This window comes from Pseudocolwellia sp. AS88, assembly GCF_030551755.1.
GTDB lineage: Bacteria > Pseudomonadota > Gammaproteobacteria > Enterobacterales > Alteromonadaceae > Pseudocolwellia.
Genome location: NZ_JAUPEC010000010.1, coordinates 54862 through 69060 on the forward strand (window position 1 = coordinate 54862; position 14199 = coordinate 69060).

The 14199-nt window shown below is 31.2% G+C and carries 13 protein-coding genes; all 13 read left to right on the plus strand.

The annotated features are described in order from the left end of the window. The first annotated feature begins 169 nt into the window (after positions 1–169). The 13 genes from Q5N69_RS09060 (at position 170) to rfbB (ending at position 14130) form a co-directional block, all read left to right on the plus strand. On the plus strand, positions 170–1393 hold the full coding sequence (locus Q5N69_RS09060; protein WP_304368569.1) for an O-antigen polymerase: 1224 nt from the start codon (positions 170–172) through the stop codon (positions 1391–1393). Next, the gene (locus Q5N69_RS09065; RefSeq protein WP_304368570.1) at positions 1390–2559 is read left to right on the plus strand and encodes a lipopolysaccharide biosynthesis protein; all 1170 of its coding nucleotides are present in this window, start codon (positions 1390–1392) and stop codon (positions 2557–2559) included. Before Q5N69_RS09060 ends, Q5N69_RS09065 begins: the two co-directional genes overlap by 4 nt. A 206-nt stretch (positions 2560–2765) precedes the next feature. After that, positions 2766–3749: a hypothetical protein gene (locus Q5N69_RS09070; RefSeq protein WP_304368571.1), complete on the plus strand. Its 984-nt coding sequence runs from the start codon at positions 2766–2768 to the stop codon at positions 3747–3749. A gap of 2 nt (positions 3750–3751) precedes the next feature. Further along, entirely contained in the window at positions 3752–4867 is a 1116-nt protein-coding gene (locus Q5N69_RS09075; RefSeq protein WP_304368572.1) for a glycosyltransferase, read from the plus strand. Next, positions 4854–5438, plus strand: coding sequence for a DapH/DapD/GlmU-related protein (locus Q5N69_RS09080; protein ID WP_304368573.1), 585 nt, complete (start codon positions 4854–4856; stop codon positions 5436–5438). The genes Q5N69_RS09075 and Q5N69_RS09080 overlap by 14 nt, the downstream gene beginning before the upstream one ends. Next, positions 5435–6523 (plus strand): glycosyltransferase, encoded by a 1089-nt coding sequence (locus Q5N69_RS09085; protein WP_304368574.1) that lies wholly within the window; start codon positions 5435–5437, stop codon positions 6521–6523. Before Q5N69_RS09080 ends, Q5N69_RS09085 begins: the two co-directional genes overlap by 4 nt. A 1080-nt stretch (positions 6524–7603) precedes the next feature. Continuing rightward, positions 7604–8059: a hypothetical protein gene (locus Q5N69_RS09090; RefSeq protein WP_304368575.1), complete on the plus strand. Its 456-nt coding sequence runs from the start codon at positions 7604–7606 to the stop codon at positions 8057–8059. Continuing rightward, positions 8059–8811: a 3-deoxy-manno-octulosonate cytidylyltransferase gene (gene kdsB / locus Q5N69_RS09095; RefSeq protein ID WP_304368576.1), complete on the plus strand. Its 753-nt coding sequence runs from the start codon at positions 8059–8061 to the stop codon at positions 8809–8811. The genes Q5N69_RS09090 and kdsB overlap by 1 nt, the downstream gene beginning before the upstream one ends. Positions 8812–8813: 2 nt before the next feature. Then, positions 8814–9746 carry an SIS domain-containing protein gene (locus Q5N69_RS09100; protein ID WP_304368577.1) on the plus strand — a complete coding sequence of 311 codons (933 nt, stop codon included), beginning with the start codon at positions 8814–8816 and terminating at the stop codon, positions 9744–9746. A gap of 214 nt (positions 9747–9960) precedes the next feature. Further along, positions 9961–10737, plus strand: a complete 777-nt coding sequence (locus Q5N69_RS09105) for a glycosyltransferase family 2 protein (protein ID WP_304368578.1) — start codon at positions 9961–9963, stop codon at positions 10735–10737. A gap of 862 nt (positions 10738–11599) precedes the next feature. After that, on the plus strand, positions 11600–12478 hold the full coding sequence (gene rfbA / locus Q5N69_RS09110; protein ID WP_304368579.1) for a glucose-1-phosphate thymidylyltransferase RfbA: 879 nt from the start codon (positions 11600–11602) through the stop codon (positions 12476–12478). Beyond that, positions 12478–13026, plus strand: coding sequence for a dTDP-4-dehydrorhamnose 3,5-epimerase (rfbC, locus tag Q5N69_RS09115; protein ID WP_304368580.1), 549 nt, complete (start codon positions 12478–12480; stop codon positions 13024–13026). The genes rfbA and rfbC overlap by 1 nt, the downstream gene beginning before the upstream one ends. Positions 13027–13068: 42 nt before the next feature. Continuing rightward, complete coding sequence (gene rfbB / locus Q5N69_RS09120) at positions 13069–14130, plus strand: dTDP-glucose 4,6-dehydratase (RefSeq protein WP_304368581.1); 1062 nt, start codon at positions 13069–13071, stop codon at positions 14128–14130. The last annotated feature ends 69 nt before the right edge of the window (positions 14131–14199 follow it).

Here is a 14199-nt window from a genome sequence, read left to right on the forward strand (position 1 = left end):
TAGTTGAAATGTATAAAATAGAAATGAGAATTACTATACTAAAATTCAGATATAAAAAAAGCATGTATGGTAAAGCTAGTAATAACAAGTGTATTTTTTATAAACATCTCTTATTCCGTATTAAAAATTCTTTAAGGTTTATTTTTAAAAATAAACCAAGGAAAATTTAATGCAAAAAGTCTATGCATCACCTTATTTTGTAAATTTATTGTTAGCGTGCTTTTACTTTTTGTTGCCAATATACTTATATAAAACAGGGTTAAGAAAAGTTAATTTAGAAAACGATTATTTAGTCATATGTATAATTTTGTTTTTTTCAGTAATATACTTTGTTGCAAATTTATTCTTTTTATTAAAAACAATAAAAAAAGAAAGCCATTTTTCAAAGTTAAGTGAACTAAGATTTTCAGATGGAATTTCGATAAGAAAGTTATTGATACTTGTCCTGACAGTATCAACCCTATCTATAATCATATCATTAATATTACTTAAGGTTGTCGGTGTTACTTTACTATCAGTGCTAAATGACCCTTTTTCACTTAGGATGGCAGTGAAAACAATGGCTTCAGGTCCTCTCGCATTATTGTGGCAAACTCCAATAACTATAATTGTTATATTAAGCGCTTATTCTGTTTTCTATATTTCAGGGAAAACATATCAAAAATTAAGCGTGTATTCTATCTATTTGATATTATTATCGGTTGGATTTTTTATAGCTTATATATCCGGTTCAAGGGGTAATATTGTCTTTGTTTTGGTTGTTTTTATTTTAGCTAAATTAATGTATGGTTCAAATGTAAAAATAGGAAGACTGATCTTAATTTCATCTGTAGCCCTAATTGTTATATTGTACCTAGGTGTACTTAGATCTGGAATGACTGTTAATTTAGATTCATTCATATATATGTTAGCAGTAAGATTTGATGCAATATACCCCAATTCATTTAACTTTATAGATAAAGTTATAGAAGAGCAAAGTTATGTTTATGGGTATTATTTAATAGGTTTACCATTGTCAATCATTCCTAGGGGGATTTGGGAAGATAAGCCGGTAACATTTGCTCAATATACTAATGATTTTATGGAAATTCCCACCACATACGGATTGGACTTTTCTTCTTTTTCAGAGTCCTTCAGCAATTTTGGTGTATTCGGAATTTTAACGTATCTGATATTTACAATTGCTATTTACAAATACTTTTTTATCCTTTTTAAACGAGCATTTTATAGTGTCAATAGTTTTGTTTTGTATTCAATACTGATATTTTATCCTTCTCGTGTAACTTTGATTAATTCAATTTCTGACTACGGTATAATAATATTAATATACAAGGTTATTTTAGCTATTATATTAGTCAAATTATTTGATCGCTGGTTGAGGAAGAGTTTTTGAAGGTTATTAATGGAAATACGATTAATTTAGCGTTTGTCCAATTGTCAAATTATATATTTCCAATTGTTAGTATTCCATTAATGATATCAAATGTTGGTATAAAGCAATACGGTGTTTTTATTTCAAGTTATTCATTAGCTTTACTTGTTAGTGTCTTAGTAGAGTTTGGATGTAATTATCACGGTGTTCGGAGTATAGCTAATGAAGGGATCAGTTCTTATTTGGGAACATTCTACACTAAAATATTGATTTCATTAGCTTTAATATCAACTTATCCTATTTTAACCCACTATTTACACTTAAATCTTATCGATATATTGCTTGCAATTTGTATTGGTATGTCCCCTTCATGGATATATCAAGGTATAAAACATTTAACAGTTTATAGTTTTATGGTAACGCTTCAAAAGATTGTATTGCTAATTCTTATTTATTTTTGTGCAGATTCATCAGAAGACTTACTGATTATTTATACATTATCATTTTTCATACTCAATGTTGCTGGACATCTGTATCTGTATTTGTATAAAAAATTAGAATTATCTTCTTTCAAGTTGGATGATGTATTCGATGTTTTTAAACAGTCATGGAGTATAAGTCTCTCAAGGGTATTAAACTCAATTACAACCGTGGGAGTGCCTTTTATCTTATCAAAAATATTCTTACCAGAATTTGTTGCAGTTTATTCTATATGTGAGAAGATTTTTAGAACAGTATGTTCATTGAACAATCCCTTAGTACAGGGTTTGTTACCTTATTTCGAAAAAGGTTTAGAGCATAAGAGGATAATATCCAAAGTTCTAATAATTTTATTTTTGTTTAACTCCATATCTATTGTCATTATATATAATTTTTCTGCCCTACTTGTTAATTGGTTTTCAATAAGTGAACCAAAAATATTTATTGATCTTTTATTAATACTACTTTGGGGAACTTTTTTTGTGTCAGTTAGTAATGTATTAGGGATCCTAGGATGCGTGCATAGAGGAGACTATCATATATTGTTAAGAGCATCGTTATTAAGTGCATTGACACTCACTATTATAGTTTTTGCATTTAAATCAATAATAGGGATTTATTCTGCAGCCTATGCAGTAATTACAGCAGAATTATTAGTGGCTTGTTATTTAACCTATGAAAATAGGAAACTTTTTTTTATTCGCTAAAGGTTTAGATTTTGAAAAATATTTATATTATTGATTGTATTGAGCGCTTTCGTTTCTTTAAGAGAATTGACCAAGCATCTAATACGAAATCACTGTACATTACACACAGGCTAGGTCTCTATTTATATATGAGATCAATAGGCATCTGTTCGGTTATAATACGGAAGAACACTAATCTAACTACTGATAATTCACGTGCTGAAAATATGCAAGACTATTTAGCGGGTTGGGTTACATCTAAACAAGCAAAAACTTTATATAATTCAGCCAGAATAACGGCAAGCAAAAATATTAGGAATGAAGATCAAGTATTTGTTTGGAATGGCTCTAGGACACTGGAAAGTGCAGTAGTAGATGCTGCAAAAGAAAATGGAAATAACAATATTCTTTATTTTGAAAATGCAAATATAAAAGGGAAAGTTTTTGTCGACCCATTAGGTGTTAATGCGAAGTCTAAGCTATACAATGATGTAAAAAATGATAATAATCAGTTTGTATGCGATGACTTAACTAAGTATGAAACATGGAGGATAAAATATATTCAACAAAAGTTGAAAGTGCATATAGTACAACAGTCTATAAAAAACAGATCTCTTAGTGAAAGATTTATTCATTACCTTGATAAACTCGGATTTATGTGTGGTATAACACCTATTTCAGAACCTATTATTAACAACAAATCTAAAATTAATACTTATTATGAAACTAAAAATATTCCAAGTGGCGTAAAGTTTGTTTTTTTCCCATTACAAGTAGTTTCGGATAGTCAAGTGCTCTTAAACTCCAACGTAAATTTACAAGAAGCTTTGATTAAAGCGTATGAAATTTCAGAAAAAAAAGGGCTTGCTTTGGTGATTAAACCACACCCGGCTGAAACTGAAACTGATTATATAGGGTTTATAAATGATTTTAGTAAACAGAGTAATTGTTACTTGATGAATGATAATACCTTTGAAATGATTAAAAACTCAAATATTGTTGTGACTGTAAATTCTACGGTTGGTCTGGAAGCGAAACTTATGGGAAAAAATGTAATAACTCTTGGTAGAGCGTTGTATAGCAATTTTACTGATCGAGAATTAGCTGGTTATCTTGAAAAATTTCTAATTAATATAGATTATTTTTCTGATCAAAAAATAACTGCTTATGAGTACAATCAGATTATTAACCGTATTAATAAAGAAGGGTAAAGATGAAAAAAATACTTCTTATTGCATCTGAAAACTTCGCCACCCCTACAAGTGGTTACCAGCTATGTGTGTATAATCGCTATCAGGCGTTAATCAATAATGGTTTTGATATTGATGTTATTATTTTCAAGGACAACAACACTGACGATAAAGAAAAAGCTAATATTCATGTCCGTAAAAAAGTCAATTTTCATAATTTAATAAAATGTATATTTAAAGGCCAACCTTTTTTCTCGATGTATTATGAAGGAGAAAAGTTTATTGAAGAAGTCTTATCTAGTACTGATTATAATGCTGTTATCTATGAAGGGCTGACATCTACAGCTTTATATGATGAAAGAATTAAAATAAGGTTCGAGAAAACGAAATTTGTTTATTGTGCCCATAACGTGGAATATTTATTAGTTAATGACATTTATAAAAAAAGAAAAGGGGCATATTTACTGAGGCACTATTTACAATGGTCTGTAAAAAAGTATGAAAAGAAATTATTGTCATTAATGGATGAGGTTGTAACTTTATCTAATTCAGACAGTGAAAAATTAAATGAACTTCTCCCAAGAGAGATTTTAACTTCTGGAATACATTTCTCACCCATTAATTTTGTTAACGCAAAATTAATGGGTGAGCATGGAAAAAAAATCATTCTATTACCAACAAACTTTACCCACCCCCCAAATTTAGAATCATTTACCAAAGTCGTTATTCCCTTATCTCTATCCCTCGGACACGAATATGAAATAGTTGTTACAGGTAAGGATGATGGGTATTTTAACAGCCATAAATTCACCAACATTAAATATATGGGGCTAGTAGATAAGAGTGAACTAGACAGGTTATATTCTCTGGCTTATTGTTCGCTTAACCCAACCATTTCTGGAGGTGGTGTGCAAATAAAACTTTATGAACCTTTAATGTATGGCTGCCCTGTTGTTACTATGGATTTTAATCTACAAGATACACTTTTGGGTCAGTATGTTGTTGAGTCACACTCTGATATAAATTCAACATTATCGATTATAGGCTCAGAATCTCGAAAATCTATTTATGATTCTTTTTACAAAAAAAATGAAAGGGAAATCATGAATTGGGTAGGTATATATAATGAAATTATTTAGAGTGTATGGGTTTCTTGGTTTACTACGGTTAGTTTTTGATGTGTTAATTTCAAGAATTTATTTTGGAAAGCATGTAAAAGTTGTAAGGCGACCTTTCTACATAAGAAATATGGGAGAGCTTATTATTGGGAATGAATTTACATCTGGCGTTGGCTTAAGAATTGATTGTTTAAAAAAAAATAGTCAATTGATATTAGGTGAACGTGTTCAAGTTAATGATTATGTTCATATAGGGGTTATGGAGAAGATAATCATTGGGAATGATGTTCTAATTGCAAGTAAAGTTTTTATAACAGACCATAATCATGGTCAATTTGTGAATGAAGAAACAGAGTTTCATAAACCAGTCATTAAACGTAAGCTTTCTTCGAAAATAGTAATCATAGGTAACAATGTTTGGTTAGGTGAAGGAGTCAATATTCTTCCGGGTGTTACGATTGGCGATAATACAATTATTGGAGCCGGTTCTATTGTAACCAAAAACATTTCAGCTGACTCTTTAGCTGTTGGCAACCCAGCACGAGTAATAAAGAAGTTTGATAGAACAAAAAGTAAATGGGTAAACATATGAATAAATTAGCTATTTCTGCAGTCAATTTAGTATCAGGCGGCCCATTAACAGTCTTATTGGAAGTTGCTAAATCATTTAACAACTCACCATTTGATCGTGTAGATATATATACTAATGATAAATCATTATTTTTTGGTCATAATACCCAAGGTGTAAATCTGATTGAAATAAAGTATCCTAAAAAAAATTGGCTATACCGCTTTATCTTTGAATATATAGATTGTTATCGAATTGCAAAAAGAAACAAATATACTCATTGGTTGTCTTTACATGATATGTCCCCTATTTTACCTAAAAATATTAAGCAATTTGTATATTGTCATAATCCAAGTCCTTTTTATAAGATGTCAATATCTGATATCAGACTTGATTGGAAAATGTATTGTTTTACAAAATTATATAAATATTTGTATAGAATAAATATAAATTCAAACTCAGCAATTATAGTTCAACAACATTGGATTGGTGAGCAATTATCAAGATTAACAAATCAAGTTTCAGTAATTGTTTGTCAACCAAGCCTAAATATTAAACGACACCACTTAACTAAAGAAAATAGAAATAGTGAAAAGACGTTAATTGTATATCCAGCTTTGCCAAGAAGTTTTAAAAACTTTGAAGTTATCATTGAAGCAACAAAAATAATCAACTGTAATACACAATTAAAAATAAATGTAGAATTTACTATTACGGGAGATGAAAACCCTTATGCAAAAAAAATATTGAAACAATCTTCTAATTTAGATAACGTCAAGCTTATAGGGAATTTAACACATGAGGCAGTATTACAAAAAATTTCAGCTTCTGATTTATTCATTTTTCCTAGTAAACTTGAAACTTGGGGGCTTCCAATAACTGAAGCAAAATATTATGAGAAACCTATAATACTTTCAAATTTACCTTATGCTAAAGAAACTTTGGGTAGCTATGATAATGCCTCTTTTTTCGAACCAGACAATCCGGATGACTTAGCTTCTCAGATCATAAAATGTATTAACAACAATTACATTCTGAACAAAATAACTTATCAAGAACCTAATAAGGCTATAAGTTCTTGGTCTGACCTATGGTGTAAAATTTTATAAAGAGAAATTAAAAAGTAAAGAATATAAGCTATGTAAATTATACTTTAAACCCAACATTTTATAATGCAAGGTGCCATGGGTAACAGATTGTATTATCATAATATCTTTTTTGTATTTTAAGAAAGCAATTTGTACAATTTATTTTCATTTATTGATGGTTTCCTGATGGATATTATAAAAACTCAATAGATGTCGATGAAATGTATACTTTCACAACAACCTTAGAATAATAAAAATAGCAAACATTAGTTATTAGGTTAATTTACAAACTAATATGAATCGAAAATAATGAAAGCAGTTAAAGAATGATTATTTTTTAGAAGAGATAAAAAAACACAATAAATAACATAATTTAAGAAGACATTAGTATAAAGTAATTGAGAATCTATTAAGTTCGAATCAATATTATACTCCCCTCTTTTTTAAATAAGAGGAAATAAAAAATATGTTTTTAATCGATAAGCCTTTTTCAATCGAATATAAAAGCTTAATCAAAATTATTTTTCTCATCGAAAAGAAATCATGAATAAACTGTGTATTAAACATTTTTTACAAAAGCAAAGCATTCTTTTGCTTTTGAAGGAACTAGATATTTATAAAAAGTTAAAAACAATTCAAAAAAACAAAAAAGCCATTAGTGAAAAAACGCATATCAAGGTTCATCATAAACTATTAGATGACATCGTGTCAGTCATTGACTTGTGTTAACAACACCTGTATTTATTTCGAATCAAACTGGCTTTATTCAACAATTCATCCTTATAGTCATAGCTGTAAATATCAAAGAAGGCTAGTGCCCCTTATAAATATTTATTATGTTGTTGAGAGGTATAGTTTAATTAAAAAGAAGATATTGGGTGTTTTGATAAAATAAATATATTTCAACTTTGCCATATCAAGCTAATACTAAAGAGCAACTTAAGATAGATGAACTTATATATCAAAGATGTATTTATTAAATAAAAAATGATTTAATTATGAGAAAGTGGCCCCCTAAATATCAAAAATCTCTTATTTGATTTGGATAGTGTTATAATTGATGATTCTATTTATATATCAAAACACGGAGAGTATTTTAAAGTGCTTAATATCAAAAGCGGCATATTTATTATGCCGTTAAGTAGCTATAGCTTTTTAACCCGAATCATTTCAGGTAAAGCAGTTAATGCTACTTTATCGCGATGCAAGCGATTGAGAATCGATAGAGTTATTAACAGCTGCAAAGGCAAACATCCAAAAATAAAAGAAATCGGTGCAGAATATTCGATTTACCTAAAGAAAATGGCTTTTTCTGTTAATAATATATTATATCTACAAATCTTCCAGCATATTGAGCCAAGTTATACTCCTGCTAATATCCATCCATTCTCCCTTAAAAAATCGAGTTGGATAACTAAACCGCCAGATGGTCGTCTTATGGTTTGTGAGTTTGTTGACAAACAACTTAGTTTGCAAAAAAAGAAATCATTAGAAGAAATAAATACTCTTCTAATAAATAAGATAATTAAAAACAATATTATTGGAGTAGAGCAATAATGAATTTTTCTAATATAAAAGCCGTCATCCCTGCTCGCTATGGCTCTTCTCGTTTACCAGGTAAACCCTTGTTATTAATTCGTGAAAAGCCAATGTTTTGGCACGTTGCTCAGCGCTGTATTGACGCAGGTATTGATATAAATAATATAATTATAGCGACAGATGATCAGCGTATTATTGATGAAGCGGGCAAGCTAAACCTTCTTTCTTTAATAACATCGGCAGAACATCATAGTGGAACTGACAGAGTTAATGAAGTAGCTAACATTTTAGAATGGTCTAAAGAAACAATTGTGCTCAATGTTCAAGGTGATGAACCACTGCTCCCCTCTGAGTTAATAAAAACTCTCAGCACTTATATTGTAAACAATCCAGAGTTTTCAATAACCACCGCTGTGACGCCAATAGTTAAGAGAGAAGACTTTATTAACTCAAACGTCGTAAAAGCTATTTTAGGTTCAGAAGGAAGGGCGTTATATTTTACAAGATCTCCAGCTCCTTTTAATAGAGATAATAGTGAAGACATTTCACTTGCTTACCGTCATGTCGGTATTTATGCCTACACCGTTGAATCACTAAAATTATTTTGCTCTTTCCCTGAAGCACCTTTAGAGTCTTATGAAAAACTTGAACAATTAAGAGCACTAAGCAATGGATTAACTATCGGTGCGTGTGTGTTTCATCAAGAATTACCGCATGGTGTTGATACAGTGAAAGATTATAAAATCATAAAAGAAATCATGGAGAGGTAATAATGCGTTCAATCGAAATAGCGAAAGAAGTTATTCAAACAGAAATTATAGGGTTAGATTTTATGTCCTCCCGTATTGGTGTTGAATTTAGTCAAGCAGTTGAAGCTATTATTTCAACCAAAGGTAGAACAATTATTTGTGGTATGGGCAAATCTGGTATTATTGGTAAGAAAATAGTTGCTTCTTTAGCAAGCACTGGCACACCAAGTTTTTTCATGCACCCAGGTGAGGCTTTTCATGGCGATTTGGGAATGGTCAAATCGGAGGATATATTTATTGCAATATCAAATTCTGGAGAAACAGATGAGCTTTTAAAACTTCTGCCATTTCTAAAAGATAATGGTAATCACATAATTGCTGTTACGGGAAATGCTAATTCAATACTAGCCAAAAATTCTCATTGCCATCTTGATGTAGCTGTTCCTAAGGAAGCTTGCCCTTTCCAATTAGCTCCTACTTCATCTACAACTGCGACGTTGGCTATGGGAGATGCTTTGACTGTTGCGTTAATGGAAAAACGCAACTTTAAACCTGAAAACTTTGCTCGTTTTCATCCTGGAGGAAATTTAGGCCGTCGTTTATTAAGTAAAGTAAGAGATGAAATGATTACGACGAAACTACCATTAGTTGGTCCTGAAGATACTTTATTAAATGTAATTAATGTGATTTCAAGTGGGAAGCTGGGGATTGCACTTATTCAAACGGCTGGTGAAGTAAATGCAATTATTACAGATGGCGATCTACGACGAGCCATGGAAAAAAATGGTAAAGATATTTTCGATCTAAAAGCCATTGATATTGCCTCTATTAATCCTTTAGAAATCTCACCAGATACCAATTGTCAAATTGCTTTTGAAATGATGCATGAGAAAGGTGTCAGTGCTTTATTAGTAAAAGAGTCGAGAGGTTTAGTCGGAATCCTCAAAAACATTTGATAAACTGTTACTTTATGTCAATGGTAATTTTCTATTTTTGATTGATTACTTCATCAATACTAAGCAATATAGGGTTTATAATTTAGTATATCAACCAAAGCAAGAACTTATTACGATTTATGGGGTTCAGCTATAACAGCTAACTTAAATCAACTTCTTTCTTTAATATATTCAATCAATAATATTTAATCTTTAGTGTAAGGCTTTAATTAGAATGTCTATTTTCATATCTGTTGTTTCACATGGCCATGGCGAGTTAATAAAAAGATTAGCTTGTTTAAGTAAACTAGCTAAAAAGTTTACTGTAGTGGTAAAAATCAACCAAAAAGAGCCGTTCCTAGTTCAATACTTAGAGGAAAATAATATCAAGTACATTAATGAACATTATGGTATTGGTTTTGGTCATAATAACAATGTGGTTTATTGTTATTGTAAAGCACATCTGTCAATGAAAAATGATGATCATTTCTTAGTTTTTAATCCAGATGTTATTTCAGATGAAGAGTCGATAGACCAACTTATCCAATTAATGTTAAAAGACAATATAAAAGCGGCTTGTGTTAACTTATTTAAAGACAGTAATTATTTGATATCTGATAATTCTATTCGAAATTTCCCTAATTTCACTCAATTTGTAAAATCATTTTTAGGAATGGGAAATTCTAGTATCATAAATAAAGATCTAGTAGAAAAACCAATAAAAATAGATTGGGCTGCAGGGTCGTTCTTAGCATTTAAAGCTTCTCATTATGCCCGTTTAAAAGGCTTTGATGAAGGATATTTTATGTACTGTGAAGATATTGATATCTGTTATCGCAGTAAACTCTTAGATGAGCCATTAATATTTTACCCTCAGATAAAAATATTACATTTAGCTGAGCATGCAAATAGGACAATACTATCTAAACATTTTTATTGGCACTTAAGCAGTGTTGTGCGCTTTCTTCTTAGTAAACGTGGATTAACTACCGTAAAAAGTTCAATTAGTTAATTCATTTTACTTAACTGTCGGGTTTTACATTTCGAATATATTCACATAACTAGAATTAATAATTTTTTTTATCCTTAATTAACCTAACTCGGGACAAGAAATTATGCCTAACATTGTTATTTAACTACCTACCGTCATTATTTTTATGTACTAATAACCTGTCATTAGCACATAAAAACACCTTGGTATACCCGCTAAATAACAACATTAGGAAGGTAAAAAACTTACCCCATATCAATTGAGGGGGAAAGCCCTTACAAATAAAATAGTTTACAAAGACCATCACCTCGAGCTCAGGTTAATTAGAAATAAACTTTAATGAAGAAAAGTTACTTCATCCTAAGAACTTTAAAAAGTATATCCCTGTTAATTTATGCACACCTAACTTGTTGTTACTGTTTTATTTTCACCTAAAGTATTGGTATCTTTTGTATGATTTTATTTTTACTTTAGAATTATAATAATGGTGGAATTAAATATATTTGTGTATCTGTTAGGTGTTATATGATTGAAAATATCGATATTAATGTTGTTACATTGATTGGTCAGGTTATAATATTCACTATTTTTACGATGAAAGGCATAATTCTTCAAACGTCCATTTCTTATTCGTTTATATACCGACGTATAAAGCTTTTAGATACCAATAATACGAGAACGCTCATCTTATAAAAAGTTACTAGTAATTAAATCTTACACACTTTGATATAAAAATCTGTTTTAATAGTGCTCGTATGCATGATATTTTGGAGATCTTCAGTCAATTCTGATTGCATTGTATTGGGCGTATGGTATGAGAGTTAGTTGATATTACTGATGAAGTCTATACTTTCATTTTTTAGTGATTATTAGGAATTATAAAATGCATAAAGGAATTATTTTAGCCGGAGGGAGCGGTACTCGCCTCTATCCCCTAACCAAAGTTGTTAGTAAACAGCTTATGCCCGTTTATGATAAACCTATGGTTTATTACCCTCTTGCGACTCTTATGCAAGCCGGCATTCAAGATATATTAATTATATCAACACCTGAAGAAACACATCGCTTTGAAGAATTATTAGGTGATGGTAGTAATTTTGGTGTTTCTATCACCTATAAAATTCAACCTAGCCCTGATGGCTTAGCTCAAGCATTTATATTAGCTGAAGAGTTTCTTGATGGTTCTGCCGCAGCTCTTGTACTTGGCGATAACATGTTTTACGGGCATGATCTTACTAAGTCTCTACAAAATGCTAATGCTCAAAAAGTAGGTGGTACTGTTTTTGGTTATCATGTATCTAATCCTCGCTCTTATGGTGTAGTTGAATTTGATGATAGCGGTACGGCTATTTCTATTGAAGAAAAGCCTTTAGAGCCTAAGTCGAACTACGCAGTTCCTGGTTTATACTTTTTTGATAAACGCGTTGTTGAATTTGCTAAAAATGTTAAACCTTCTGCTCGTGGCGAGTTAGAGATTACCGATGTTATCGAACAATATTTAAAAGCAGGTGAATTAAAAGTTGAAATTATGGGGCGCGGTACCGCATGGTTAGATACAGGTACACATGATGATTTACTTGCTGCTGCTAACTTTATTTCAACCATTGAGAAACGCCAAGGTTTAAAAGTTAATTGCCCTGAAGAGGTTGCGTATAGAAATGGCTGGTTAAGTAAAGAGAAATTAGTCGCTATTGCCGAACCACTCCGTAAAAGTGGTTATGGGGAATATTTATTAAAGCTTATTAATGAGCGAGTGTTTTAATGAAAGTTGTTGATACCAGTATCCCAGATGTAAAGATTATAGAACCTAAGGTATTTGGTGACGAACGTGGTTTTTTTCTTGAAACCTTTCGTGATGATTGGTTTAGAGCAAATGTAGCTGACGTAGTTTTTGTACAAGACAACCACAGTAAATCTTCACAAGGGATATTACGTGGCATGCATTACCAACTTGAGCAAACTCAAGGTAAATTGGTACGTGTAACTTCTGGCGAAGTATACGATGTCGCCATTGATATGCGTAAAAACAGCCTAAGCTTTGGTCAATGGTTTGGAGTATTGCTTTCTGCTGAAAATAAGCGTCAATTATGGGTACCTGCAGGTTTTGCTCATGGTTTTTATGTTACAAGTGAGTCTGCCGAGTTTGTTTATAAGTGCACCGATTACTATGCACCAGAGCATGAGGTTTCAGTTAAGTGGGATGATCCTAAATTAAATATTACTTGGCCTATTTCGACAAACAGTTCACCTTCATTATCTGTTAAAGATGCAAATGGTTTATTATTTGATGACGCACCTACTTTTGATTAGTCGCTCTCCCCTTTTAGAATTTATAAAGAGTTAAATAGAACAATGAAAAAAACAATTTTTGTTACTGGTGGAGCTGGTTTTATTGGTTCGGCCTTAGTACGTTATTTAATAAATGAAACTGAACATAATGTTATTAACTTTGATAAGTTAACCTATGCTGGAAATTTAGAGTCATTAGCTTCAGTAGATTCAAGCGACAGGTATACTTTTGTTCAAGGTGATATTTGTGATCGTAAAATATTAGATGAAGTTTTTAAGCAACATCAACCTGATTATATTATGCACCTTGCCGCAGAAAGCCATGTAGATCGCTCTATTGATGGGCCTGGTGAGTTTATACAAACGAATATCACTGGTACTTACGAATTATTAGAAGCGGCAAGAACTTATTTCTTAACTTTAACTGAAGAGAAAAAATCAACTTTCAGATTTCATCATATTTCTACCGATGAAGTATATGGTGACTTGGGTGAAACAGGGTTATTTACTGAAGAAACTCCTTACGAACCAAGCTCTCCTTATTCTGCTTCTAAAGCCGCTTCAGATCATTTAGTGCGTGCATGGTATAGAACTTATGGTTTACCTGTTGTTGTTACTAACTGCTCTAATAATTATGGTCCTTATCATTTCCCTGAAAAGTTGATTCCTCTTATTATATTAAACGCTCTTGAAGGAAAATCTTTACCTGTATATGGCGATGGTAAACAAGTAAGAGATTGGCTGTATGTTGAAGACCATGCCCGCGCTCTTTATAAGGTAGTTTCTGAAGGTACTATTGGCGAAACCTACAATATTGGCGGCTTTAACGAAAAGCAAAATATTGAGGTTGTTACCACTATTTGTAACCATTTGAATGATTTAATTTCTGATAAACCAGATGGTATTTCAAACTTCAATGATCTCGTTACTTTTGTAAAAGATAGGCCTGGTCACGATGTTCGTTATGCGATTGATGCAAATAAAATCAATAAAGAGTTAGGTTGGCATCCTGAAGAAACTTTTGAGTCTGGCATTAAAAAAACCATTGAATGGTATTTGTCTGAAACAGAATGGTGTCAGCATGTTCAAGATGGCTCATACCAACGTGAGCGTTTAGGTAACTAGTTATTTTAGCTAAAGCGTTACAAGCTCACCTCGATACATAAAATCAATAAAGCCGTAGCCAAAACTACG

Coding starts and splice junctions, on each gene's coding strand:
- Q5N69_RS09100 (WP_304368577.1), top strand. CDS start 8,814: ATGCGTTCAATCGAAATAGCGAAAGAAGTTATTCAAACAGAAATTATA.
- rfbC (WP_304368580.1), top strand. CDS start 12,478: ATGAAAGTTGTTGATACCAGTATCCCAGATGTAAAGATTATAGAACCT.
- Q5N69_RS09080 (WP_304368573.1), top strand. CDS start 4,854: ATGAAATTATTTAGAGTGTATGGGTTTCTTGGTTTACTACGGTTAGTT.
- rfbA (WP_304368579.1), top strand. CDS start 11,600: ATGCATAAAGGAATTATTTTAGCCGGAGGGAGCGGTACTCGCCTCTAT.
- Q5N69_RS09105 (WP_304368578.1), top strand. CDS start 9,961: ATGTCTATTTTCATATCTGTTGTTTCACATGGCCATGGCGAGTTAATA.
- rfbB (WP_304368581.1), top strand. CDS start 13,069: ATGAAAAAAACAATTTTTGTTACTGGTGGAGCTGGTTTTATTGGTTCG.
- Q5N69_RS09070 (WP_304368571.1), top strand. CDS start 2,766: ATGCAAGACTATTTAGCGGGTTGGGTTACATCTAAACAAGCAAAAACT.
- Q5N69_RS09085 (WP_304368574.1), top strand. CDS start 5,435: ATGAATAAATTAGCTATTTCTGCAGTCAATTTAGTATCAGGCGGCCCA.
- kdsB (WP_304368576.1), top strand. CDS start 8,059: ATGAATTTTTCTAATATAAAAGCCGTCATCCCTGCTCGCTATGGCTCT.
- Q5N69_RS09075 (WP_304368572.1), top strand. CDS start 3,752: ATGAAAAAAATACTTCTTATTGCATCTGAAAACTTCGCCACCCCTACA.
- Q5N69_RS09060 (WP_304368569.1), top strand. CDS start 170: ATGCAAAAAGTCTATGCATCACCTTATTTTGTAAATTTATTGTTAGCG.